A 22,901-nucleotide genomic window follows, 5' to 3' on the forward strand; every position below is an offset into this window, starting at 1 on the left:
AGGCCGGGAAGAACGATCCAGGAGGCCGGCAGGGCCCGCCTCCTGGAACCGTTGCACCCAGCGGCGCACGACTTTCGGGTCCACGTCACAGGCGCGGGCCGTGGCTCGAATGCTCCAGCCTCGATCCACGACACAACGGACCATCCGCTCTCGACCGCGCGGTCCAAACAAGGCATTTTGGTGAAGGTTCACGGGGCGTCCTCCTTGGAATGGCTAAGTCGGCAAACTCAGCATCCTTCGGAGTCGCCCCGTGGACAACCTATTGAGAGATCACACCTAGGGCTGAAATCCGTCCCCGGCGTCAGGGCCACACCGGCCGTGTCCTGGATGCGCGCGCAAAGGACCTCGGAGTCCGGGCCGTGGGCGGTACAGTCGGCATAGATGTAGAACGCGCTCCGGCCGCGCCTGGACCTCCAACCCGAGCCCCGGCAGCGCCGCCAGCAGCGCGTCCCGGCGGCGTTTCAGCTCGCGCACCCGCGATTGCAGCAACGCCTCGGTCTCGGGCGCGAAGGCCGCGAGCGCCGCGGTCTGGGCCATGCTGGCTGGGGCCACAAACAGATTCTGTGCCAGGCGCCGCACCGGGTCCACCCAGGCCTCCGGCACCACCATCCAGCCCAGGCGCCCGTGTTCGCCCATGGGCTGAACCCTGCCGCGGGGCCGGGTCTGATGTTCGAGACTCTGCCCCTGGCACTCTCGGCAATCCCGGCGGGTGTGCTGCGCGCGACCGTATTTTTCGTGGTCCTGGGTATCGGGGTAATCAGCACCATGATTGCCAATGTGCAGGTCTTCGTGCACCTGCTAAGGGAGCGCTTCGGGATGCATCCGGCCGGGGCGGCGATGATCTCCGGGCTCGCAATCTGGGGGCTCAGCCTGATCACCATTGCCTCGTTTACCGATGCCGAATGGGCGCAGATCGTGCTAACCCTGCTGGGGCTAGAATTGCCCACGCTCTACCACCTGATCGAGCATGCCTCAATCAATATCCTGCTACCCATGAGCGGATTGCTGATCGCCCTGTTCGCGGGCTGGGTCATCCCCAACCAGATCGCCGCCAGCGAGATGGGAGAGTGGCGAATCACCGACTCGTTATGGCGCACGATCCTGCGTTATCTCGCGCCCGCGGCCCTGCTCGGCCTCTTTTGGCAGCTGTCGGACCTGAGCGGCCATCTGCCGTTGTGAACCGACGCCCGCTGCACGTTGCGTCCTCAGGCACCGTTAGAATACGCCCATGAATGATGAATGGATCGTCACGTTCGAGATCGCCGCCACCCTGTTCGCGGGACTCGGGCTGTTCTTCGTCGGCATCCGCCTGATCAGCGAACATCTGCGCCAGTTGGCGGATCGGCGCCTGCGCACCCTGGTCGGACGGGCAACCGCAAGCGATCGTTCGGCTGCCGCGCTGGGACTAGTAGGCGGGGCCATCAGCCAGAGCATCCACGCCGTAATCTTCGTGCTGATCTCGCTAGTGACCGCAGGCGTGCTGGATGCGCGCCGTGCCCAGCCGGTCATCAACTTCGCCAATCTCGGGACCTCGCTGCTGGTGCTGATCGCCGCCCTGGACCTGAGCCTGATGGTGTTCATCCTGGTGGGTGTGACCGGTCTGCTGTTCTATTTCGATCGCGACCAGTCCGCTCGCCTGCGCCATCTGATCCGCGCGCTGCTCGGCATTGGGCTGCTGTTTCTGGGCCTGATCTTCATCAAGGAGGGGGCCAAGCCGCTGGCCGACCTCCCCTGGATGACCGAACTGATGTCCCTCTCGGCGCAATCCCTGCTGATCGCGTTCGTGACGGGGCTGGTATTCGCGGTCATCGCCCACTCCGCCTCCAGCATCACCATCGTCACCATGGCCTTGGCCGCCAGTGGCGTGATTGATCTGGAGTACGGGCTGATGGTGGTCTACGGCGCGGGCTTCGGCACGGGCATCAGCACCCTTGTGCTGGCCGCCTCGCACAAGGGGCTCGGGCGGCAGCTAGCGCTGTACCAGTTCATCCTCAAGGCCATGGGGTTGGCCCTGCTGCTTCCACTGTTCTGGATCGAGTTCTACGGCGGCATCCCGCTGGTCGCGGCCTTGCTGGCCGCACTCCCGGTCGGGATTGGCTTCCAGATCGCGTTCTCCTATGTGCTCTATCAGATTGCCTGCGACATGGTCATGCACCCGTTCCACCACCGCGTCGCCGACTATCTCGAACGCAAGGCCCCACCCACCGCGGAGGAGACCCTGGGAAAGCCGAAGTACCTGTACGCCGGGGCCCAGAACGACGCGGGCAGTGCCCTGATGCTCGCTGAACAGGAGCAGCTGCGCCTGCTGCGGCATCTGCCGGAATATCTCGACGGCGTGCGCGACGAGATTCCACAGCCCCGTCACGACCGCGTTAGCCTGCAGCGCGGCGGAACCCAGGTCGCGGACGCGACGGCACAATTCCTGGACGAGATCCTGTCTGGCGCCCTCAGCGGCGCCACCCTGGACCATGCGATCGTATTGAAGAGCCGGAACGAACTGATCGGGTCGCTGCAGGAGACCCTCAACGACCTGGTCATCGAGGTCGAACGCGCGCGCACTGGCAAGGACTCGGCCGAGGCGCGTGCGCTGACCCATGGCCTGATCGAGACCCTCCACATGATGCTGCTGACGCTGAACGATGCGGCGCGTACCGAGGATGCCGACGACATCGAACTGCTGCAGTCGCTGACCCATGATCGATCGGAACTGATGGACTCGATCCGGCGCCGTCTACTGACCGGCGGCGAACTCGTCGGCAGCACGCGCGACGCAGTGTTCGGTGCCACCAGCCTGTTCGAGCGCGGGGTCTGGCTGCTGCGCCGCTACTCCCTGCTGTTGGCCTCCCCGGAGGGCGCTCGCCACGAGGCCCCCGAAACCGCAGCCACCAGCGCATAGGAGCCGAGTACTTTCGGCGATCTTGGCCTCGCCAGCGCCCCTTCGGCCAGAGGGCTAGCCTCCTACAGTGCGATGGTCCCGGAACCGCGAGAGCCGTGTCACCCGCGGGCGAACACGGTTTGCAGGCGCTCCAGCGCCTCGCGCAGGCGGGACTCGGACTGAGTGTAGGCAATGCGCACATAATCACGACCGCGGGTGGGGCTGAAGTCCGTCCCCGGAGTCAGGGCCACCCCCGTCTCGTCCAGGATTCGGGCACAAAGGGCCTCGGAATCCACTCCATGCGCCCGACAGTCGGTCCAGACATAGAACGCCCCCTCCGGGCGTGCCTGCACTTCCAGGCCGAGCATGGGCAACGCGTCCAGTAGCACATCCCGGCGCGCCTTTAGTTCCTGGACCTGGGACTGCAGCAGGGCCTCGGTTTCGGGGGCGAAAGCCGCGAGTGCGGCGGCCTGCGCCACAGTGCCCGGGGCCACGAAGAGGTTCTGCGCCAGACGCCGTACCGGGTCCACCCAGGCTTCCGGCACCACCATCCAGCCCAGGCGCCACCCGGTCATGGCGAAGTACTTGGAGAACGAGTTGATCACCACCACATCCGGGAAGCCGGCCGCGGCACTGGGCTCGGGGGTATCGAAGACGATCTGGGCGTAGATCTCGTCCATGATCACCAGGCCTCCGCGCTCGCGCACGACCTCGACGATCGCAGCCAGCCGATCACGCGACAGGCAGGTCCCGGTCGGGTTCGCCGGCGACCCCAGCAGCACCGCACGGGTGTTGGCGCCCCACGCGGCGGCAATCGACTCGGCGGTCGGCTGGAAGGCATGTTCGGCCTGGACGGGCAAGCCCACGGGGGTCGCCCCACGCGCGGCGACGAACTGGCGGTTGCAGGCATAGCCGGGGTCCGGCAGCAGGACTTCCTCGCCCGGATTCACCCCCGCCGCCAGCGCCAGCAGGATGGCTGCGGAGGCGCCCGCGGTGATCACGATGCGTTCCGGGTCGACCTCGGCCCCATGGCGTCGCCGGTAGTCGGCGGACAGCGCCTCGCGCAGGGCCTGGGTCCCGTGCGCGGGGGTGTAGCGGGTATCCCCCTCCGCCAGCGCGGCGCGACCGGCCGCGATTACCAGGGGCGGCGTCGGGAAGTCCGGCTCCCCTACCTCCAGGTGGATGATGTCGCGCCCGGTGCGCTCGGCCGCCTGGGCTCGTGCCAGGATGTCCATCACCCGAAACGGCTCCACCACCTCGGCGAAGCCGGACAGCGCCGGGTCACGCATCGGATTGGCGGGATGCCCCGGGACCACCGGCGCGATCAGCGGCGCACGTGCCGCATCAGACGCTTGCGCTTGTACTGCTGTCTCGGCGTGAGCTTGTTGCGCCGGCCCGCGTAGGGGTTGCGCCCGGAGCGGAATTCGAGCCGCAACGGTGTCCCGACCAGCTTGAGCTGCTTGCGGAAGAAGTTTTCCAGGTAACGCTTGTAGCTCCCGGCAAGCGCGTCGGTCTGATTGCCGTGGATCACGATCACCGGCGGGTTCTGGCCCCCCTGGTGCGCGTAGCGCAGTTTGATGCGCCGGCCGCTGATCATCGGCGGCGCATGCTCCGCCACCGCGGCCTCCAGCAGACGCGTGAGCTCCGGCGTGGACATTTTGCGGAAGGCACTGGCGTGGGCCTCGCACACGTCGTCCAGCAGATGCCCGACATTGGTGCCGTGCAAGGCCGAGATCAGCCGCATGCGGGCAAAATCGACAAACCCCAGGCGCCGGTCCAGCTCGTCGCGGATGCGCTCGCGCGCGTGGTCGTCCAGGCCGTCCCACTTGTTCACGGCCAGCACCAGCGAGCGCCCGGCCTCGATGACCATCCCCAGCAGGTGGGAATCCTGATCCGACAGGCCGGCATGGGCGTCCACCACCAGGACCACCACGTGGGCGGACTCGATCGCCTGCAGCGTTTTGATGACGCTGAATTTCTCGATCACCTCGTGGACCCGGCCACGGCGGCGTACCCCGGCGGTATCGATCAGGGTGTACTCCTGACCGTCGCGCTCGAACGGGACAAAGATGCTGTCGCGGGTCGTACCGGCCACTTCCGTGGCCACCACGCGCTCGTCGCCCAGGATACGATTCACCAGGGTCGACTTGCCGACGTTGGGGCGTCCGACGATCGCGACGCGAATGCCCGGCCAGTCATCCAGCGCCGCCTGCTGCGAGGCTTCGTCGAGGCCGTCACTGGCGGCCTCGACGTCTTCGGCATCTTCACTGGCCGCCCGGCGCGCGGCCGCCACGTCCTTGCGCACCGCCTGCATCAGGCCCTGTACGCCGCGCCCGTGTGCTGCGGCAATGGAGGTCACCTGCCCCAGCCCGAGGGCATAGAACTCCGCACTGACGGAATCGGCATCCAGACCATCGGTCTTGTTCACAACGACCCGCGCCTTTACCCCGGCGCCACGCAGCTGAGCGGCAATCGCCTGGTCCTGCGGCGTCAGGCCGTCACGAGCATCCACCAGGAACAGCACATGATCCGCTTCGGCCACCGCGCGCTGGGTCTGTTCGGCCATCGCGCGGTCCATCTGCGCGCCCTCGCCCGAGAGCCCGCCGGTGTCCACGACCAGATAGGGAAAGTCGCCGACCTTGCCAATGCCGTACTGGCGATCACGCGTCAGTCCGGCGACGTCCGCCACCAGGGCATCGCGCGAGCGCGTGAGCTGATTGAACAATGTGGACTTGCCGACATTCGGCCGACCGATCAGGGCGATAACCGGAATCATCTGCGGCTGCGCCCTGCGCGGAGAACCCGGCGCCCTGAAACCTTGTGGCTCACTCGTCACCCCGGATTGAGGGATTCACGGCCGTCAGCTGCCCGTTGTCGGTGACGACATACAGCGTGCCGTTCACCAGGGTGGGACGCGTAACCACGGAACCGGAACCGGCGCGCAGCCGGGCGACAATGCGCCCGTCCTCGACGTCGATCCAGTGCAGGTAGCCCTCGTAATCACCGACGATGGCGTGCTGGCCGACCACCACCGGCGCAGTCACACCGCGCAGGCGCAGGCCATCCATCTGCCACAGGTCACCACCACTGCGGGGTTCCAGGCCCCACAGGTGGCTCTCGGCATCGGTCACAACCAGGACATCGGAACGCGTATCCACATCCCCGCCTTGATAGGAAGAAAAATCACGGACCCAGAAGATCTCGCCGGAGTTGAGATCCAGCGCCGCGAGCCTTCCCTGGTAGGTGGCCGCAATGGCAGCGCCGCGATACATCGGGATATGCCCGTCCAGGTCCACCATGCGCTCGACTTCCGTGCGCCCGGTGGGGACCCCCAGGGTGGTCTCCCACAGCACGTTGCCGCGGTTGAGCCCCAGCATCAGCAGGCGGCCGTTGTCGAACCCGGCCAGCACACGGCCGGAGGTGATCTGCGGGCGCTGGGCCCCGCGCAGGCTCAGCGAGGGTGTGGTGCGCAGCGCGGTCCACTGGGTGGCGCCGGAGTCGGCGTCCAGGGCATGGATGCGGCCGTCGTTGGTACGCACGATGACCAGGCCGCCGGACACATCCGAGACTGCCAGCACCTCGCTGGAGAGCGCAGCACGCCAGCGTTCGCCATCGCCATCCAGATCCACGCCGATGGCGTAGCCGTCCAGCGTGCCGACCACGGCGAGGCCGCCACCGACGCCGACCCCCGCGGAGACCCGGGCATCATCCAGGCGCACCTGCCAGCGCTGGCTGCCACTGTCGGGATTCAGACCGGAAACCCGCCCGGCGGCGTCGCTCATCACGACCAGGTCGTCGGTGATTCCGGGATAGATCTGCCACAGGAAGCGCTCGCCACCGCTGCCCACCGAGCGCGACCACAGCCGCTCCGGCTGACCTTCGGCCTCGAACTCCGGCAGGTCCGCCGGCGGCTCGGTGGTATCGCGCGACCACAGACCGCAGGCGCTCAGGGACAGGATCAGCGCACTGGCAATCAGCAGGCGCACGACCGGACTCGCAAGGGAAGGCACAGACATCAGGCGACGGGTCCTCTAGACGGAAAGTTCTTCGTATTTCAGACGCAGGTACTCGGGGCTGTGCCCCGCGTCCAGTGCAGCCTCGTAATGCTCGCGGGCCCGCTCGCGATCGCCACGGGCGCGGGCCAGATCCCCTTCGAGCTCGCGCTTCAGCCCCGTGAAGGCATCGCTGCGAACGTCCGCCAGGGTCGCCTCGGCGTCATCCAGGCGCTCGGCCAAGATCATCTGGCGCGCAAGACGCAGCGTCAGCACCTCGCGATACCCGCGATCGGGGGCCGCGTCGCGCGCAGCCTGCAGCGCGTCGATCGCGGTATCGGTGTCGTCCTGCGCGATCGCCACATCGGCCCGGTAGACCCAGGCAAGCGCGCGGTAGGGCGTACCCCGTCCCTGTTCGATCACCGCGTCGGCCAGTTCCAGCGCGCGATCGGTCTGGCCGGTCTGACCGGCGACCTGCAGGGCCTGATACATCTCGGAGGCCACCTGGGCGCGCGATTCCTCGCGATCGCTCCACCAGTTCCAACCGAACAGGCCGCCGACCCCCAGAACCAGGCCAGCCACAATCGCCATGCCGTTGTTCGCCCACCACTGCTTGATGCGTTCGGCTTTTTCTTCGTCGGTGAGATAACTCATCGTGTTCTCTATCCTTGCGTTGACTACGAGCGCTCTTGCAGAGCCGTGCGCAGATGGTCGGCGAGAGCGGCACGGTCGACGGCCACCTGCTCGCCGCCCTGCGATCTTAACGGCTTCACCGTGACGGTGCCCGCGGCATGCTCGTCACTACCGAGCACCAGGGCATAGTGCGCCCCCAAACGATCGGCACGTTTCATCTGCGACTTGAAGCTGCCGCCACCACAGTGCTGGACCAGTCGCAGCCCCGGCAATTCGCCACGCAGCTGGTCCGCCAGTTGCAGTGCCGGGCCGACCAGTTCGTCGCCGCCGACGATCAGGTAGGCATCCGGACCCGGCGCTGCCGGGGCGTCTTCGCGCGCCTCCAGCAGCGCGACCAGCCGCTCCAGGCCCATCGCCATCCCGATCGCCGGGGTGCCACGGCCACCGAGCTGTTCGACCAGGCCGTCGTAGCGCCCGCCGGCGCAGACCGTACCCTGGGCACCGAGATCCTCGGTGATCCACTCGAATACTGTATGCGTATAGTAATCGAGCCCACGCACCAGGCGCGGGTTGTGCTCGTACGCGATGCCCAGCGCATCCAGATGCGCGCACAAGCCGTCGAAATGGGCGCGCGACTCAGCGTCCAGATCATCCATCAGGCTGGGGGCCTGCGCGACCACCTCGCGGGTATCGGGATGCTTGCTGTCGAGGATGCGCATCGGGTTGTCATAGAGCCGGCGCTGCGCCTCCTCGTCGAGGGCGTCACGATGCTGCTCGAAATAGGCGATCAGGTGGTCGCGATAACGCTGCCGGCTTTCCGGGGTGCCCAGCGTGTTCAGCTCCAGGCGCACGTTCGAGAGCCCGAGCATGCGCCACAGCCGTGCGGTCATCGCGAGCATCTCGGCGTCGACATCCGGCCCCGGCAGGCCGAACACCTCGACCCCAACCTGGTGGAACTGGCGATAGCGCCCCTTCTGCGGGCGCTCATGGCGGAACATCGGCCCCAGGTACCATAGTCGCTGCACCTGGTTGTGCAGCAGCCCGTGCTGGATCCCCGCGCGCACGCAACTCGCGGTGCCTTCCGGGCGCAGGCTCAGGCTGTCGCCATTGCGGTCGTCGAAGGTGTACATCTCCTTTTCGACGATATCCGTGACATCGCCGATGGAGCGCTTGAACAGCTCGGTCGACTCCACGATCGGCATGCGGATCTCGTGGTAGCCGTAGGCCTCCACAACCTCGCGCAGGGTGGCTTCCAGATGCTGCCAGACATGAATGGACTCGGGCAGGATGTCATGCATCCCGCGGATCGACTTGATCGCTTTCATGGTGTCTTTTTGTTTGTACGTGATGGCCTGCCGGAAAGACCCGGTCTCAGCCTTCCAGATCGAAGCGCGCGGTGCGGTCGCTCCGGATATGCGTCTCGACGTCCACCGGCTCGCCATCCAGCGTCAGCGAGACCCCGGACGCGTTGCCCAGGATCACCCGGCCAGGCAGATCCAGGCGAATCTCCTCGCGGTCACCCGAGCTGAGCACGCCGGTCAAAACCACCTCGTCGGCAGCATCGCGGATCTCCACCCAGGAGGTCTCGCCAAATTCCAGCACCAGTTGCGCGCCCTCACCCGCCACCGAACCTTCACCGGAAGTCTCGATCACCGGGGAAGCATCCAGAGGGGCTGCGCTTTCGGCCCGCACGGGGGGCTCTGGCGTGACCGGCTCTTCCGGCACGGCCAGGCGTTCGGTCAGGGCCTCAGCCAGCACGGTGGATTCCGAGGATGCTTCCGGGGCACCGGCCGATCCCTCGGCACCCGCCGGCTCCGGCTGGGTGCCCTCCGGGAGGGCCTCCGGCGCGGGCGTAGCGGGCTCCGGATCGGTGCTCCCGGCAGTCGACGGGCTCCGCCCTTCGGCGTCGTCCGGGGTCTGGAAATCGGCGAGGCTCGGGACGGCATCCCGCGCCTCGCCCAGGTTCAGTGACGGCCACCCGGGCGTGTCCGTGCGCTCGCTCCAGGCATAGACCCCAAGCCCAAGCAGGATCACGGCCAGCAGCAAGGCGAGCCAGTAAATACCGCGGCCGCGCCGACGCTGACGGTCGCGCGCGGAGGGCGTTGCGACGGCCCGGAGTTCGGGGTCGACCATCCCGTGGCTCTCGAAGGACTGAATCCACGGGTCCGCGGCCACGCCCAGTTCGCGTGCGCAGGAGCGCAGATAGCCGCGCACGTACGCCGGCGGCATGTGATGAAAGCGATTGGCCTCGAGGTCTTCCAGGGTGCCGCGCCCGAGGTGGATGCGGCTGGCCAGGGTCGCGGTGTCCAGACCGGCCGCCTCACGCGCCCGCCGCAGACTGGCGCCGGGCTCGTCCTCACCGCGGGGCGCCTCCGGTCCGGATGCCTCCGGGTGGTCCCGGGTGGTCAGGCCATGCGCGGCGGAGAAGGACGGCTCCGGATCGGGGTCCGAACCCTCGGTGCGCAGGGAGGCGACGTTGTTCGTTGAATCATCGACATCTTCGACTCGCCCGAGGCCCGGTTCCTTGTCGCGTGGATCGCTCACCCTTCACGCTCCAGCCGGCGCAGCTCGGCCATCTCGTCGCTGTCCGGGTGATGGCGGCTCAGGCGCTCGGCACACGCGTTGGCCGCGCGGCTGTTGCCCAGCGCGCTTTCGGCCTGATAGCACAGCAGCAGCGTCTCGGCATTCTCGACCCCCTGGCTGTCCAATCGCTGCAGGAAGGCCCGCGTCTGCATCGGCCGGTCGTCCTGATAAGTCAGCCGCGCCATTTCCAGAAGCGCGCGGGGATACTGCGGATTGAGTTCCAGCGCCCGGCGCAACTGCCGCTCGGCCTCCTCGGCATCGCCCGCGTCCGCGTGACAGACGCCGGAGTTCATGTGGGCGATGTCGCGACGATCGTAATCCGGATTCCTAATCGCCTTGGCGAACAGCTCCTGAGCCTCGTCAAAGTCCTCGCGGGCGCAAAGCAATGCGCCCAGATTGGTCTGCGCAAAGGGGTTGTCCTCGTCGCGGCGCAGGGCCCGGCGATAGTGTTCCTCGGCTCGGTCCAGCTGGTCCTTGCGCTCGTAGATCGCTGCCATACCGATATTGGCGAGGACATAGCCGGGGTCATAGTCCAGCGCCCGCCGCAGGTTGCGCTCGGCCTGTTCGAACTCGCCCTCGCGCAGATAGCCGATGCCCAGTTCGGCATGCACCTCGGCGGCATCCTCGCGTTCGCCGGAGACCGGTCGGTCGGCCGTGGCGGCACAGCCACCCAGCAGCAGCGCCAGGGTCAGAACCCCGGCGATGCGCAAACCCGCGCGTCCAGTCATGAAGCCCTCCGATCCGTCTGTGGCAACTCGGCATGCAGGCGGAACATGCGCATGCCACGATTGGTTCGATCCTCGACCTGCCCCACCAACTGCCCGCAGGCGGCATCGATGTCGTCGCCCCGGGTGCGCCGGACGGTGGTCACGTAGCCGGCTTTCTGCAGGCGCCGCTCAAAGGCCAGAACGGTGGCCTCCGACGGGCGTTCGAACGGAGCCCCCGGGAACGGGTTGAACGGGATCAGGTTGATCTTGCCGGGAATACCCCGCAACAGCCCGGCGAGCTCGTTGGCGTGCTCGGGCTGGTCGTTGACGCCGGCCAGCAGGACGTATTCGAACGTCACGCCACTGTGGGCGTCGGTTGCCTCCACGTAGCGGCGGCAACTATCCAGTAGCTCGGCGAGCGGGTACTTGCGGTTGATCGGCACCAGACGGTCGCGCAACGCGTCATTGGGCGCATGCAGGCTGACGGCCAAAGCGACATCGGTATGTGCGCTCAGGCGATCGAGGGCTGGAACCAGGCCGGAGGTCGAAAGGGTCACCCGGCGCCGGCTGAGACCGTAGGCATTGTCGTCGGTCATCAACTGACAGGACGGGACCACCGCATCGAAATTGGCCAGCGGCTCGCCCATACCCATCAGGACCACGTTGCTGACTGCGCGCTTGCGGCCGTCCGGCGCCGGGAGGCGCTGCATGGCCAGCCACACCTGACCGATGATCTCGGCACTGGTGAGATTGCGGTTGAAGCCCTGCTGGGCCGTGGAGCAGAAGGTGCAGTCGAGCGCACAGCCGACCTGGGAGGAGATGCACAACGTCCCGCGCCCGCCCTCGGGGATGAAGACGGTCTCGATGGCATTGCCGTCGGGGAGCCGCAGCACCCACTTGACGGTACCGTCGGAGGAGGCCTTTTCCAGACCGATCTCGGGCACGCGGATCTCGGTCTCGCGCTCCAGACGATCGCGCAGCTTGCGCGACACGTCGGTCATCTGTTCGAAGTCGGTGACCCCGCGCTGATGGATCCACTTGATCAGCTGGGTGGCACGAAAACGCGGTTCACCCCACTGCGCCAGCAGCTCGACGAGCTGTTGGTGGCTGTAGCCCAGGAGATTCAGGGGGGTGGAGGATGTGTGTGCCATAACAGGGACCGGTTGGCTCAAGTCCCCTAGTGTACTGTGCCGAAGGGATGCCTGCCTACGGGGCCCGCTGCGCGGTGCAGCCGGGCCCCGCAGTGCCTGCGGAGCTCTTATCGGGTACGCGGGCAGACGCCGTCGTCACCGAAGAAGAACGCGATCTCGCGCTCGGCGGTTTCCGGGGCATCGGAGCCGTGCACGGCGTTCTCGTCGATGGAGACAGCGAAGTCGGCGCGGATGGTGCCCGGAGCCGCTTCCTTCGGGTTGGTCGCACCCATGATGTCGCGGTTCTTGGCAATGGCGTCCTCGCCTTCCAGGACCTGCACCAGCGCCGGGCCGGAGATCATGAACTCGACCAGATCGTTGAAGAACGGGCGTTCCTTGTGCACGTCGTAGAAGCCTTCGGCCTGCTCGCGGCTCAGGTGCATCATGCGCGCGCCAACGACCTTCAGGCCGGCCTTTTCGAAACGGCTGATGATGTCGCCGATGGCATTCTTGGCAACGGCGTCAGGCTTGATGATGGAAAGGGTGCGTTCAACGGCCATGGGGCGGCTCTCCTGGTACTTGGATTGAATATCGGTCGCTGGGCCCGGCTGCAAACGCGAGAACCCGCCGAACGGCGGGTTCCCAACGCAAAAAAGACGCGGACGCAACGTGCGGCGCGTAGTCTAGCGACCTGACGCCCCTGCAGCAACGTCACCGGCCTGGATTCACCACGAAGCGCACGCAGACACGCAGAAGGTCGAGGGACGACACAGAAGCACAGGCCGGGATACCACTTCGCATCGGTGAGCTATCCTGGCATCGGGTAGGCGTTTCAGCCCCTTGCCCGTCCCGGTGTCCTCTGTGCTCTCTGTGGCGAAAAAGGGTCTGGCCCTTCTTCGTGTGCTTCGTGGTCGATCCAAAAACCCGTCAGTCGTCGACGTCGGCCTCGTCCATCCAGGCAAGCTGGATCGCCTCGAGGACGCGTTCTCCCGAGCGCTCGGGGTCGTCGTCGAATTCCGGCAGGTTCATCACCCACTGGCGCAGATCCACGAAGTTGATATGGCGCGGATCGACGTCCGGGTGCTCATCGGCCAGCTGGATCGCAATTTCCTGGGTTTCAGTCCACTTCATCGCCTATCCCTCGCTCAGTGGTTCTCGGAGACCTGGTTAATGGTGTACTTCGGCAGTTCCACCACGAGATCGCGGTCGGCCACAACGGCCTGACAGGAAAGGCGCGAATCCGGCTCCAGCCCCCAGGCCTTGTCGAGCATGTCTTCTTCGTCCTCGGTGGCCTCACCCAGGCTGTCGAGGCCTTCACGCACATAGACATGACAGGTCGTGCAGGCGCAGGACTTCTCGCAGGCGTGCTCGATCTCGATGCCGTTTTGCAGTGCAAGATCACAGATGCTGATGCCCGAAGGGGCCTCGAGGGAGGCGCCTTCGGGGCAGATTTCCTCGTGGGGTAGAAAGATTACCTGGGGCATGTTCTCAGTTCCCTGCGTCGTATTCGCTAACGTTGTGACCGGCGAGTGCCCGCCGGATGCTGTCATTCATGCGCCGCGCGACGAAGGCCTCGGAGGCCTGCTCGACGCGCTTGCGCGCGGCCTCGATCGCGTCCGGGTCGGCGCCCTTCTCGCGTTCGGCGCGCAGGGCATCGCGCGCCTGTTCTATGGTCTGGCGCTCCTCCGGCTCCAGGTAGCGATCACCATCAGTCTGCAGCGCGGCGTCGATCGCCTCCAGCACGCGGTCGGCCTCCACCTGTTCTTCGCGCAGGCGGCGGGCCTCCATATCCTCGCGCGCGGACGATGCCGAGTCGCGCAGCATCTGCTCGATCTCGGAATCGGTCAGCCCATAGCTCGGCTTGACCTCGATATGCGCCTCCACGCCCTGGGTCTGTTCGCGCGCGGTCACGTTCAACAACCCATCGGCATCCACCTGGAACGTCACCCGGATGCGCGCCGCGCCAGCGACCATCGGCGGGATGCCGGACAGGGTGAACTGGGCCAGCGAGCGGTTGGCGTCCACCACGTCGCGCTCGCCCTGCACCACATGCAGGGACATCGCCGTCTGGCCATCCTTGAAGGTGGTGAACTCCTGGGCCCGCGAGACCGGGATGGTGGTGTTGCGCGGGACAATGAACTCGACCAGCCCACCCATCGTTTCCAGGCCCAGGGACAGCGGGATCACGTCCAGCAGCAGCAGTTCCGTATCCGGCTTGTTGCCGGCCAGGATGTCGGCCTGCTGCGCGGCGCCAATCGCCACGACGCGGTCCGGATCGATCCCGGCATGCGGGACCCGACCGAAAAACCCTTCCACCGCCTCGCGCACCGCAGGCATACGGGTGGAGCCACCCACCAGCACAACCTCGTCAATCGCACCCGTCTCCAGGCCCGCATCCGCGAGGACCTGCTGGCAGGCCTTCATGGTGCGATCCAGCAATGGACGAGCCAGCCCCACGAGGGTTTCGCGATCCAACGCGCCGGACCAGGTGGAGCCGTCCGCGCGTACAACCTCGACGGCAGTACTCGCGGCATCGGTCAGGGTCTCCTTCGCCTGGCGCGCGGCCAGCAACACCCGACGCAGACGCTGCGGGTCGTTCTCGCCGCCCATCCCGGCCTGGTTCAATAGCCAGTCGGCGATGGTGCGGTCGATGTCATCGCCGCCCAGGGCCGAGTCGCCACCGGTCGCCAGCACCTCGAACACACCGCGGCGCAGCTGCAGTATGGAGATGTCGAAGGTCCCACCGCCCAGGTCGTAAACCGCGATGGTGCTCTCCTCGCCCTGATCCAGCCCGTAAGCCACCGCTGCGGCAGTCGGTTCACTGATCAGGCGAAACACGTTCAGCCCCGCCAATTGCGCGGCATCGCGCGTGGCCTGGCGCTGGGCATCATCAAAGTACGCGGGCACGGTGATCACCACGCCCTCGAGTTCGTCGCCCAGGGTCGCTTCGGCGCGTTGGCGCAGGGTGCGAAGGATATCGGCGGACACCTCGACGGCGGTCTTGTCACCCGCGGCCGTCTCGATCCGCGGCACGCTGGACTCGCCGGTCTTGAGGCGGAACGGCAGCTCGCCGGACAGGCGCGCAACATCCGCCGCGCCGCGTCCGATCAGGCGCTTAACCGAGGCGATGGTGTTGTGCGGATCATCCGCCGCGTGCTCCGCGGCCGCATACCCCACGCTCACCCCATCCGCGGCGTAGTGGACCACCGACGGCAGGATATGCCGGCCCTGCTCGTCCGGCAGGGTATCCGCCTCGCCACTACGCACCGTGGCGACCAGCGAATGGGTCGTGCCGAGGTCGATCCCGGCCGCGAGGTGGCGCTGATGCGGCGCGGACTCGGCTCCGGGTTCGGTGATCTGCAATAACGCCATCGGGTGTTCGGCTCCTTCACATGGCCGCGGATCAACCGCGCGCCAGGTTCTGTCGGGTTCGTTTCAATTCGTCCAGCAAGCGGTCGAAAAAGCGCAATTCCAGCACGCGGTCCTTGGCCTCGGGCGCCGGGGCCGCCGGGTCCTTCAGGGCATCCGCGACCTTTGCCCGTGCCTCGGCCCGGGCCTGCTCCAGCTCTTCGCCGGCGGCCTCCAGCGCGGCACCATCCCTGGCCGCCGCGGCCTCTTCCATGCGTTCGCGCCACTCGATCTGCGCCTCGATGAACTCGATGTTCTGGCTGGTATCGCGTTCCGGGTCGAACGCCACGCCCGTGCGCTCCAGCAGGTGCAGCGCACGGCGGTAGTCATCCCCGAGGATCGCGTAGGCCTCGTTCACGTCGGCCGCCACCGCCGCCGCCATGCGCCGGGCCTGGTCGCCCTGGCGCACGAAGCGGTCCGGATGCAACTCTGCCTGCAGGCGGCGAAAGCGCTCGTCCAGCTGTTGCCGGTCCACCTCGAAGGCGACCGGCAGGTCGAACTGCTCGAATGGGTCGTTCATCAACTCTCGGCCTCGGGAAGCACTGGCGACGCACTGACAAAAGAAAAGGGGTGGGACGACGACCAGCAATCGGCCGCCATGCACCACCCCGGATGCGATCGTCAGTCAGATACTGAAGCTTTCACCACAGCCACATCGGGCCTTCTCGTTCGGATTATTGAACTTGAACCCTTCGTTCAGGCCTTCCTTGCCGAAATCCAGCTCGGTGCCATCGAGGTACACGAGGGACTTCGGATTCACCACCAGCTTCACGCCGCGATCCTCGAACACCGTATCGGTATCCTCGATATCGTCGGCAAACTCCACCACGTAGGCCATGCCGGAGCAGCCGGTCGTCCTGACAGCCAGCCGCACGCCCACGCCCTTGCCTCTCTTGTCGAGGAAGTTGTGGATCCTTTCGGCTGCGGGTTCGGTCACTGTAATCGACATAGCACCCTCAGGCAGACTTCTTCTCGGCTTCCGCGGCCTCGCCGTGGCGCTCCTGGTAGTTGGACACGGCCGCCTTGATTGCGTCCTCGGCCAGCACCGAGCAGTGGATCTTCACCGGCGGCAGCGCCAGTTCCTCGGCGATCTGGGTGTTCTTGATCTGGCTGGCTTCTTCCAGGGTCTTGCCACGCACCCATTCGGTGAGCAGCGAGCTGGAAGCGATCGCCGAACCGCAACCGTAGGTCTTGAACTTGGCGTCCTCGATGATGCCGTCGTCATTGACCTTGATCTGCAGCTTCATCACGTCGCCGCAGGCCGGGGCACCGACCATGCCGGTGCCGACCGTGTCGTCGTTCTTGTCGAAGCTGCCGACGTTGCGCGGATTTTCGTAGTGGTCCAGAACCTTGTCACTGTAAGCCATGACCGTTCTCCTGTTGCGTGTGTACGCGTTGCGTTAGTGGTGTCGAGCGGACCCCTAGTGGGCCGCCCACTCGACGGTGCTCAGATCGACGCCGTCCTGGTACATCTCCCACAGTGGCGAGAGTTCGCGCAGCTTGGCGACCGCGGCGCGCACAATCTTGACCGTGTGGTCGACCTCTTCCACCGTCGTATAGCGACCGATGGAGAAGCGGATGGAGCTGTGGGCCAGCTCGTCGTTGCGGCCCAGGGCACGCAGGACGTAGGACGGTTCCAGACTCGCCGAGGTACAGGCCGAGCCGGAGGACACGGCGATGTCGCGCAGCGCCATGATCAGGCTCTCGCCCTCGACGAAGTTGAAGGACACGTTCAGGTTGTGCGCCACGCGCTGTTCCTGATCGCCGTTCAGATAGACCTCTTCCATGCCGTCGAGACCCGTCCACAGACGGTCGCGCAGCATGCGGATGCGCTCCAGCTCGGGGCCCATCTCGGCACCGGCAAGCGCAAAGGCCTCACCCATACCAACAATCTGGTGTGGTGCCAGCGTGCCGGAGCGCATGCCACGCTCGTGGCCGCCGCCGTGCATCTGCGCCTCGATCCGCACGCGCGGCTTGCGGCGCACGAACAGCGCGCCGATGCCCTTCGGACCGTAGGTCTTGTGCGCAGAGAAGCTCATCAGGTCCACCGGCAGGCTGGACAGGTCGACTGCGACCTTCCCGGTCGACTGGGCCGCGTCCACATGAAACACGATCCCGCGCTCACGGCAAAGGTTGCCGATCGCCTCGATGTCCTGGATGACGCCGATCTCGTTGTTCACGTGCATCACCGAGACCACGATGGTGTCGTCACGCATCGCGTCTTGCAGCTCCTGCAGGTCGATCAGGCCGTTTTCCTTCACACCCAGGTACGTGACCTCGAAGCCCTCGCGCTCCAGCTGACGCGTGGTATCGAGCACGGCCTTGTGCTCGGTCTTCACGGTGATGATGTGCTTGCCCTTGCGCTGGTAGAAGTGCGCGGCACCCTTGATCGCCAGGTTATCGGCCTCGGTCGCACCGGAGGTCCAGATGATTTCCTTGGGATCGGCGCCCACCAGCTCGGCGACCTGGCCGCGAGCGTTCTCCACCGCCTTCTCCGCGCTCCAGCCAAAGCTGTGGCTGCGCGAGGCGGGATTGCCGAACAGGCCGTCCTTGGTCAGGCAGCCGGCCATCTTTTCGGCCACACGCTCGTCGACCGGCGTGGTCGAGGAATAATCGAGGTAGATCGGCAGTTTCAGGTCACTCATTGCGCGTTAGCTCCTTTCCGCGGCCGCTTTGGCGGTCGCATGGCTTTTTCCGGTCGAGGCTTGCAGAGGGGCGCCGTGCATCACGACCTCCTGCACGCCGTCTTTTTCCATTTGTTCCCGATGGCGCTGCAGTACATCCGCCAGCGAGCGGGTGCTGAGGAAGTCATAGACCTGCTGACTCAGATCGGTCCACAGGTCGTGGGTCAGGCAGCGCGAATCCGAATTGCAGTTGGCCTTGCCGCCGCAGCGGGTGACGTCCACCGGCTCGTCCACCGCCACCACGATGTCGGCCACGCTGATCCCCTCCGGTTCACGGCTGAGGGCATAGCCCCCGCCCGGCCCGCGACTGCTGTTCACCAGCCCCTTGCGGCGCAGCCTGGAAAAAAGCTGCTCCAGATAGGACAGCGAAAGCTTCTGCCGCCGCGCCACTTCGGCCAGGGATACCGGCCCGTTGCGGGTGTGCATCGCCACATCGAGCATGGCGGTGACGGCGTACCGGCCTTTGGTCGTCAGTTTCATGGTTGAGAGCACTTGTCAGTCATTTGCCGGCAAGCTTAGCAATACCCGAGCAAAACGATCAAGTATTCCCTTGCTGTTTACGTTCTTGTTGGGGCGCCACGTTCGGCGGAACCTCGCACTCGTCCGGCTCCAGACCTTCCAGATCGCAGGCCTCCAGCGGGCCCGAATCGTCCTCGCCCAGGGCCTCGCCCGGATCGATACCGGCGCGCTTGAGCGCCTGGCAGGCCCGTTCCATGCGCTCGTCCAGGTCGTGTACGCGCTGCACGATGCGGTGGATCGCGTTGGCCACCGGATCCGGCATGTCCCGCGACAGGCCGTAGGCATCGAAGCCCATGCGGTCCGCCATCTGCTGGAAGCGCGGATCGGGCTCGGGCCGCGGGCCGAGCACCCGGGCGGGAATGCCGACCGCGGTCGCCTCCGCCGGAACATCCTTCAGCACCACTGCGTTGGAGCCAATGCGCGCGTGGTCGCCCACGTGGATCGGGCCCAGCAATTTGGCACCCGCACCGATCACCACCTCGTTGCCGAGCGTCGGGTGGCGCTTGCCGCCTTCCCAGGTGGTGCCGCCCAGGGTCACCTGGTGGTAGATCGTGCAGTCGTCGCCGACCTCGGCGGTCTCGCCGATCACCACCCCCATGCCATGGTCGATAAAGAACCGTCGGCCGAGGGTCGCCCCCGGATGGATCTCGATGCCGGTCACCCAGCGGCTGAAGTTCGCGATCACGCGCCCCAGCCAGCGCATCCGGTGGTTCCACAACCAGTGCGCGAGGCGGTGATACCACAGCGCATGCAGGCCGGGGTATGCGGTCAGCACCTCGAAGGCGTTGCGTGCCGCCGGGTCACGGTCAAACACGCAGCGAATGTCCTCGCGCATCCTGTCAAACATGGGCCGGCCTCAATTCCCGAGTCATCCGCTAGGTTATCACGCCGGTTTCCGGCGCCCTCAGCGGCCCTTTTCCGTGTGCGTCAATATACCGCGCAGCATGCGCACCTCGCTGCCGGTCAGTCCGGCGCGCATATAGAGGTGCCGCAAGCGCCGCATCAGATTGCGCGGATTGTCCGGGTCGAGCACCTCGATGGTCGTCAGGGCCTGCTCGAAATGACGGAACAGGCCCTCCATCTCGTCTTGGGTCGCGAGCGGGTCGCGTGCCTCCCCTGCCGCACTCGCCTGCCCGGGATCCATTCCGGTCAGGGCCGCCATGCGGAGCGCATAGGTCATTACCTGCACGCTGCCGGCCAGGTTCAGGGAGCTGAAATCCGCCACCGTCGGGATCTGCACAAACGCGTTGCAGTAATCCAGCTCGGTGTTGGTCAGACCACTGTGTTCACGTCCGAAAACCAGGGCCACCGGTCCCAGGGCCGCGTTCTCCAGCGCCTGCCCGGCCGCCACGTCCGGGCCCAGCACCGGTACCGAGTGGGTGCGCAGCCGGGCACTGGTGCCCACCACCCACACGCAGTCGGAGACCGCGGCGGCCACATCATCCACCACGCGCGCCCGCGCCAGCAGGTCATCCGCCCCGGACGCCAGCGCCGTGGCATCGGCATGCGGAAACCGCTCCGGCGCCACCAGCACCAGATCCGTCACTCCCATGGCCTTCATCGCACGTGCGGCGGACCCAATGTTGCCCGGATGCGTCGTACCCACCAGCACGACGCGCACCCGGTTCAGGCGTTCTTCCATTCGTGGAGTCTCCGTTGCCATGCCCGCATCAAAGCTCGCGGATTGTACACAGGGGGGCTCTCGACTTCCCAAAAAAGAGCGGCTTGTGTATTGTTCGCGGCCTTCCCGCGGCGCGTGCGCGCGCCCGCCGGACACCCCGAAGAACACCAGGAGACACCCCATGCACCCCATGCTGAACACGGCGGTATCGGCGGCCCGCGAGGCCGGACGCATCACCACCCGCGCCTGGGGCCGGCCGGATCGCATGAACACCCGCGAAAAGGCCCGTAACGACTGGGTGTCGGATGTCGACCTGTCCGCCGAGCAGGCCATCGTGAGCACCCTGCGCCGCGCCTACCCCGACCACTCGATCATGGCCGAGGAAGGCGGCGAACAAAGCGGCAGCGACGCCGACTTCGTCTGGATCATCGATCCGCTGGATGGCACCACCAACTACCTGCGCGAGATCCCGCAGTACGGCATCTCCATCGCCCTGAAGCACAAGGGCCGACTGGAGCAGGCGGTGGTCTACGACCCGCTGAAGGAAGAGCTGTTTACCGCCACGCGCGGCGCCGGCGCCTTCCTCAACAGTCGCCGTATCCGCGTCTCCGAACGCAAGGACCTGAACGGCGCGCTGCTGGGCACCGGCATCCCGTTCCGCGAGGGCCAGGACCTGGAGCGCTACCTGAGCAGCCTGCGCCACCTGATCCCGGGCACCGCCGGCATCCGCCGGCCCGGGTCCGCCGCACTGGACCTGGCCTGGGTCGCCTGCGGGCGCTTTGACGGCTTCTGGGAAATGGGCCTGCAGCCCTGGGACATGGCCGCGGGCCTGCTCCTCGTGCAGGAAGCCGGCGGCGTGGTCAGCGACTGGCAGGGCAACCCGGACGTGATGCGCCGCGGCGACGTCGTCGCCGGCAACCCGAAGGTCCTCAAGGCCATGCTCCAGCGCCTGCACAAGGCCGAAAAGGACACCACCGCCCGCTCTGACGCCTGAAGGGCCCGCGCCCCACCGGGTGCCGGGAGTCAGGCCCCGCGCCCGGCCTTCCGCTCGATTCGCGCGCGCATCCGCCTCAGGGAAAACCACACCCCGGCGACCACCACCGGCACCGTCATCCCGATGGCAATGTTCACCGGCAGCGGCAACGCGACCGCCGCGTCCACCCCGCGTAACAGGTAGGCCACCAGGCTGGTCAGGTAGTAGCTGATCACCACCACCGAAAGCCCCTCCACTGTCCGCTGCAGGCGCAACTGCAGGTCGGCGCGCCGGTTCATCGAGCTCAGCAGGTCGCGGTTCTGCCGTTCCAGCGCCACGTCCACCCGGGTGCGCAACAGCGATCCGGTGCGGTGGATGCGCGTGGACAGTACCTCCAGCCGTTCCGCCTGCGACGCGCAAGTACCCATGGCCGGAGCCATGCGCCAGCTTAAATATTCACACAGGGTCTGCAGCCCCGGCATGCGCTTGGTCCTCAGTTCCTCAGCGCCTCTGTCCACCAGCGAGGCATAGGCGCGGGATGCGTGGAAGCGGCTGCCGGCATAGCTGCTCAGGCGCTCGACGTCGGATGCAAGGTCGGAGAGCACCGCCAGCAACTGCTGCTCGCGATCCGATGCGGCGAACTGCTCGGTGATCCCCGCCATCTCGTCGTTAATGTCGTTCAGCCGGCCCTCGAGTTCGTCGAGTTCCGGCATCAGCTCGCGGACCAGCGGGAGCGCCAGCAGGGCCAGCAGCCGGTAGGTCTCCAGTTCGAACAGGCGCTGGGCGATACGCCCGGCCTCACGCCGGGTGAGATCGACATCGCGCACCAGGAAGCGGGAGAAACCGTCCTCGTGGACCCGAAAATCGGTCCATACCAGGCCATCCCCGCCAGCCACGCCGTTGCCGACAATGGGATGCGGAGCGAATACGGCTTCCAGCTGCTCGAAGGATCGCTCCGGCATGTCACGCGACTCCAGCGCCAGATGGATCGCGGCGATGGTGCTCCCTGGCAGCTCGCTCAGCCAGTCGGCCGGCACGCGGTTGATCGCCGGGTCGGCGAACGGGTCGCTGAAGGCTTCTCCGGTCACGAAGAATGACCAGGTGGAGAACTCGTTGTGGCGTTCCCAGCGCAAGCGAAACGGCCCCAGATCGCAGGCGACGAAGTTCTTCTGCGGGACCGGCTCGTTCACGCCAAAACGACGGCAGAGCTCCGCTACCAGTTCACGTTCGCGCTCGGCGGAGTCGCGCGGCGACAAAAGCGCCAGCCACGAGGCAGTCGCAGGGGCGTCCAGCGGCTCGTAGAAACGCGCATGGACTTCATCGTGAATCGACTCCCGCAGGGGGTGACTCGGGGGCAGGGACGGACTCTCTTTCATCGCGGATTAAACCTGAAGACGGCTTCCAGAAGCCCGGGCAGGCCACGCTGACGGAAGTGGATATGGACGGCAAGGACAGCGTGCTGGCCCAGACGCCGCACCGATCAACTTCACTTTAGGGAAACACTGATCAATGGGCCTGCATCCGGCTCGGTGCCCCGCCGAAGCGTTTTGGAAGGGCACTGGGGCCATTACGGCCGGCCTGGGCCCCTGTAACCGCCGTTTTTGGCGGTTACAGGGGCGATTTCCGGTCCTGCGGACACACTACCCCTTCGGCAGGAGTCCCCATCGTCGCGCACGGTACAGGTTCGCCAGGGCGAACAGGCTGTGCAGCTGCGCGGTGTTCTTCTTGAGGCCCCGGTAACGCACCTTGCGATACCCGAACAGGTTCTTCAGCACA

At 66.5% G+C, this 22,901-nt stretch carries 23 protein-coding genes and 3 pseudogenes; 3 read left to right on the forward strand and 23 right to left on the reverse strand.

The window, feature by feature from the left end:
- Both D573_RS15025 and D573_RS14495 read right to left on the reverse strand, forming a co-directional pair.
- Window positions 1-192: leucine zipper domain-containing protein (locus tag D573_RS15025; RefSeq protein ID WP_196800925.1), on the reverse strand; the 192-nt coding region annotated here is incomplete at its 3' end.
- 86 nt (window positions 193-278) lie between these two features.
- A pseudogene (locus D573_RS14495) lies at window positions 279-621 on the reverse strand (aminotransferase class I/II-fold pyridoxal phosphate-dependent enzyme); the annotation flags it as partial.
- 3 nt (window positions 622-624) lie between these two features.
- Here D573_RS14495 and D573_RS13935 point away from each other — a divergent pair.
- Together D573_RS13935 and D573_RS0113145 are read left to right on the forward strand one after the other, a co-directional pair.
- A pseudogene (locus D573_RS13935) lies at window positions 625-1,179 on the forward strand (sodium-dependent transporter); the annotation flags it as partial.
- Between the two features lie 49 nt (window positions 1,180-1,228).
- On the forward strand, window positions 1,229-2,896 hold the full coding sequence (locus tag D573_RS0113145) for a Na/Pi symporter (RefSeq protein WP_018939084.1): 1,668 nt from the start codon (window positions 1,229-1,231) through the stop codon (window positions 2,894-2,896).
- Between the two features lie 98 nt (window positions 2,897-2,994).
- On the opposite strand, the gene D573_RS0113150 is transcribed toward D573_RS0113145, so the two are convergent.
- From D573_RS0113150 to D573_RS0113240, 19 genes are all read right to left on the reverse strand, one after another.
- Window positions 2,995-4,164, reverse strand: coding sequence for an aminotransferase class I/II-fold pyridoxal phosphate-dependent enzyme (locus D573_RS0113150; RefSeq protein WP_018939085.1), 1,170 nt, complete (start codon window positions 4,162-4,164; stop codon window positions 2,995-2,997).
- Window positions 4,165-4,199: 35 nt separating this feature from the next.
- Window positions 4,200-5,651, reverse strand: coding sequence for a ribosome biogenesis GTPase Der (gene der / locus D573_RS0113155; RefSeq protein ID WP_018939086.1), 1,452 nt, complete (start codon window positions 5,649-5,651; stop codon window positions 4,200-4,202).
- 49 nt (window positions 5,652-5,700) lie between these two features.
- On the reverse strand, window positions 5,701-6,861 hold the full coding sequence (gene bamB, locus D573_RS0113160) for an outer membrane protein assembly factor BamB (protein WP_018939087.1): 1,161 nt from the start codon (window positions 6,859-6,861) through the stop codon (window positions 5,701-5,703).
- Window positions 6,862-6,906: 45 nt separating this feature from the next.
- Entirely contained in the window at window positions 6,907-7,521 is a 615-nt protein-coding gene (locus tag D573_RS0113165) for a tetratricopeptide repeat protein (protein ID WP_018939088.1), read from the reverse strand.
- A gap of 23 nt (window positions 7,522-7,544) precedes the next feature.
- Window positions 7,545-8,825 carry a histidine--tRNA ligase gene (gene hisS / locus D573_RS0113170; RefSeq protein WP_018939089.1) on the reverse strand — a complete coding sequence of 427 codons (1,281 nt, stop codon included), beginning with the start codon at window positions 8,823-8,825 and terminating at the stop codon, window positions 7,545-7,547.
- Window positions 8,826-8,871: 46 nt separating this feature from the next.
- Window positions 8,872-10,044 (reverse strand): helix-turn-helix domain-containing protein, encoded by a 1,173-nt coding sequence (locus D573_RS0113175; protein WP_018939090.1) that lies wholly within the window; start codon window positions 10,042-10,044, stop codon window positions 8,872-8,874.
- Window positions 10,041-10,811 (reverse strand): type IV pilus biogenesis/stability protein PilW, encoded by a 771-nt coding sequence (gene pilW, locus D573_RS0113180; protein WP_018939091.1) that lies wholly within the window; start codon window positions 10,809-10,811, stop codon window positions 10,041-10,043. Before pilW ends, D573_RS0113175 begins: the two co-directional genes overlap by 4 nt.
- Complete coding sequence (locus tag D573_RS0113185; RefSeq protein ID WP_018145980.1) at window positions 10,808-11,941, reverse strand: bifunctional tRNA (adenosine(37)-C2)-methyltransferase TrmG/ribosomal RNA large subunit methyltransferase RlmN; 1,134 nt, start codon at window positions 11,939-11,941, stop codon at window positions 10,808-10,810. The genes pilW and D573_RS0113185 overlap by 4 nt, the downstream gene beginning before the upstream one ends.
- A gap of 107 nt (window positions 11,942-12,048) precedes the next feature.
- Window positions 12,049-12,480, reverse strand: a complete 432-nt coding sequence (ndk, locus tag D573_RS0113190) for a nucleoside-diphosphate kinase (RefSeq protein ID WP_018145981.1) — start codon at window positions 12,478-12,480, stop codon at window positions 12,049-12,051.
- Between the two features lie 367 nt (window positions 12,481-12,847).
- Window positions 12,848-13,051 carry a Fe-S cluster assembly protein IscX gene (iscX, locus tag D573_RS0113195; RefSeq protein ID WP_018145982.1) on the reverse strand — a complete coding sequence of 68 codons (204 nt, stop codon included), beginning with the start codon at window positions 13,049-13,051 and terminating at the stop codon, window positions 12,848-12,850.
- A 14-nt stretch (window positions 13,052-13,065) separates the two neighbouring features.
- Window positions 13,066-13,404: an ISC system 2Fe-2S type ferredoxin gene (gene fdx, locus D573_RS0113200; RefSeq protein ID WP_018145983.1), complete on the reverse strand. Its 339-nt coding sequence runs from the start codon at window positions 13,402-13,404 to the stop codon at window positions 13,066-13,068.
- A gap of 4 nt (window positions 13,405-13,408) precedes the next feature.
- The gene (gene hscA / locus D573_RS0113205) at window positions 13,409-15,292 is read right to left on the reverse strand and encodes a Fe-S protein assembly chaperone HscA (RefSeq protein ID WP_018939092.1); all 1,884 of its coding nucleotides are present in this window, start codon (window positions 15,290-15,292) and stop codon (window positions 13,409-13,411) included.
- Between the two features lie 31 nt (window positions 15,293-15,323).
- Complete coding sequence (gene hscB, locus D573_RS0113210) at window positions 15,324-15,848, reverse strand: Fe-S protein assembly co-chaperone HscB (protein ID WP_018145985.1); 525 nt, start codon at window positions 15,846-15,848, stop codon at window positions 15,324-15,326.
- A gap of 105 nt (window positions 15,849-15,953) precedes the next feature.
- On the reverse strand, window positions 15,954-16,277 hold the full coding sequence (iscA, locus tag D573_RS0113215) for an iron-sulfur cluster assembly protein IscA (protein ID WP_018939093.1): 324 nt from the start codon (window positions 16,275-16,277) through the stop codon (window positions 15,954-15,956).
- Between the two features lie 7 nt (window positions 16,278-16,284).
- On the reverse strand, window positions 16,285-16,695 hold the full coding sequence (gene iscU, locus D573_RS0113220) for a Fe-S cluster assembly scaffold IscU (protein ID WP_018145987.1): 411 nt from the start codon (window positions 16,693-16,695) through the stop codon (window positions 16,285-16,287).
- A 54-nt stretch (window positions 16,696-16,749) separates the two neighbouring features.
- Window positions 16,750-17,973 carry an IscS subfamily cysteine desulfurase gene (locus D573_RS0113225; RefSeq protein WP_018145988.1) on the reverse strand — a complete coding sequence of 408 codons (1,224 nt, stop codon included), beginning with the start codon at window positions 17,971-17,973 and terminating at the stop codon, window positions 16,750-16,752.
- A gap of 6 nt (window positions 17,974-17,979) precedes the next feature.
- A complete protein-coding gene (locus D573_RS0113230) occupies window positions 17,980-18,492 on the reverse strand; it encodes an Rrf2 family transcriptional regulator (protein ID WP_018145989.1) in 513 nt (170 codons plus the stop codon).
- Window positions 18,493-18,550: 58 nt separating this feature from the next.
- Window positions 18,551-19,378 carry a serine O-acetyltransferase gene (gene cysE / locus D573_RS0113235; protein WP_019568247.1) on the reverse strand — a complete coding sequence of 276 codons (828 nt, stop codon included), beginning with the start codon at window positions 19,376-19,378 and terminating at the stop codon, window positions 18,551-18,553.
- 57 nt (window positions 19,379-19,435) lie between these two features.
- On the reverse strand, window positions 19,436-20,173 hold the full coding sequence (locus tag D573_RS0113240; RefSeq protein ID WP_018939095.1) for an RNA methyltransferase: 738 nt from the start codon (window positions 20,171-20,173) through the stop codon (window positions 19,436-19,438).
- Between the two features lie 160 nt (window positions 20,174-20,333).
- Here D573_RS0113240 and D573_RS0113245 point away from each other — a divergent pair, with 160 nt between their 5' ends.
- Window positions 20,334-21,146 carry an inositol monophosphatase family protein gene (locus D573_RS0113245; protein ID WP_018939096.1) on the forward strand — a complete coding sequence of 271 codons (813 nt, stop codon included), beginning with the start codon at window positions 20,334-20,336 and terminating at the stop codon, window positions 21,144-21,146.
- A 29-nt stretch (window positions 21,147-21,175) separates the two neighbouring features.
- Here D573_RS0113245 and D573_RS0113250 read toward each other — a convergent pair whose 3' ends face one another.
- Window positions 21,176-22,501, reverse strand: a complete 1,326-nt coding sequence (locus D573_RS0113250) for a DUF3422 family protein (RefSeq protein WP_018939097.1) — start codon at window positions 22,499-22,501, stop codon at window positions 21,176-21,178.
- A 264-nt stretch (window positions 22,502-22,765) separates the two neighbouring features.
- A pseudogene (locus D573_RS14620) lies at window positions 22,766-22,901 on the reverse strand (IS5/IS1182 family transposase); the annotation flags it as partial.

The sequence above is a fragment of the Thioalkalivibrio sp. AKL9 genome (assembly GCF_000377825.1).
GTDB lineage: Bacteria > Pseudomonadota > Gammaproteobacteria > Ectothiorhodospirales > Ectothiorhodospiraceae > Thioalkalivibrio > Thioalkalivibrio versutus.

Excerpts from the sequence above, each read along its gene's own strand:
- D573_RS0113145 (WP_018939084.1), top strand. The coding sequence starts at position 1,229 with ATGAATGATGAATGGATCGTCACGTTCGAGATCGCCGCCACCCTGTTC.
- D573_RS0113150 (WP_018939085.1), bottom strand. The coding sequence starts at position 4,164 with ATGCGTGACCCGGCGCTGTCCGGCTTCGCCGAGGTGGTGGAGCCGTTT.
- der (WP_018939086.1), bottom strand. The coding sequence starts at position 5,651 with ATGATTCCGGTTATCGCCCTGATCGGTCGGCCGAATGTCGGCAAGTCC.
- D573_RS0113165 (WP_018939088.1), bottom strand. The coding sequence starts at position 7,521 with ATGAGTTATCTCACCGACGAAGAAAAAGCCGAACGCATCAAGCAGTGG.
- hisS (WP_018939089.1), bottom strand. The coding sequence starts at position 8,825 with ATGAAAGCGATCAAGTCGATCCGCGGGATGCATGACATCCTGCCCGAG.
- pilW (WP_018939091.1), bottom strand. The coding sequence starts at position 10,811 with ATGACTGGACGCGCGGGTTTGCGCATCGCCGGGGTTCTGACCCTGGCG.
- D573_RS0113185 (WP_018145980.1), bottom strand. The coding sequence starts at position 11,941 with ATGGCACACACATCCTCCACCCCCCTGAATCTCCTGGGCTACAGCCAC.
- ndk (WP_018145981.1), bottom strand. The coding sequence starts at position 12,480 with ATGGCCGTTGAACGCACCCTTTCCATCATCAAGCCTGACGCCGTTGCC.
- iscX (WP_018145982.1), bottom strand. The coding sequence starts at position 13,051 with ATGAAGTGGACTGAAACCCAGGAAATTGCGATCCAGCTGGCCGATGAG.
- fdx (WP_018145983.1), bottom strand. The coding sequence starts at position 13,404 with ATGCCCCAGGTAATCTTTCTACCCCACGAGGAAATCTGCCCCGAAGGC.
- hscA (WP_018939092.1), bottom strand. The coding sequence starts at position 15,292 with ATGGCGTTATTGCAGATCACCGAACCCGGAGCCGAGTCCGCGCCGCAT.
- hscB (WP_018145985.1), bottom strand. The coding sequence starts at position 15,848 with ATGAACGACCCATTCGAGCAGTTCGACCTGCCGGTCGCCTTCGAGGTG.
- iscA (WP_018939093.1), bottom strand. The coding sequence starts at position 16,277 with ATGTCGATTACAGTGACCGAACCCGCAGCCGAAAGGATCCACAACTTC.
- iscU (WP_018145987.1), bottom strand. The coding sequence starts at position 16,695 with ATGGCTTACAGTGACAAGGTTCTGGACCACTACGAAAATCCGCGCAAC.
- D573_RS0113225 (WP_018145988.1), bottom strand. The coding sequence starts at position 17,973 with ATGAGTGACCTGAAACTGCCGATCTACCTCGATTATTCCTCGACCACG.
- D573_RS0113230 (WP_018145989.1), bottom strand. The coding sequence starts at position 18,492 with ATGAAACTGACGACCAAAGGCCGGTACGCCGTCACCGCCATGCTCGAT.
- cysE (WP_019568247.1), bottom strand. The coding sequence starts at position 19,378 with ATGTTTGACAGGATGCGCGAGGACATTCGCTGCGTGTTTGACCGTGAC.
- D573_RS0113240 (WP_018939095.1), bottom strand. The coding sequence starts at position 20,173 with ATGGAAGAACGCCTGAACCGGGTGCGCGTCGTGCTGGTGGGTACGACG.
- D573_RS0113245 (WP_018939096.1), top strand. The coding sequence starts at position 20,334 with ATGCACCCCATGCTGAACACGGCGGTATCGGCGGCCCGCGAGGCCGGA.
- D573_RS0113250 (WP_018939097.1), bottom strand. The coding sequence starts at position 22,501 with ATGAAAGAGAGTCCGTCCCTGCCCCCGAGTCACCCCCTGCGGGAGTCG.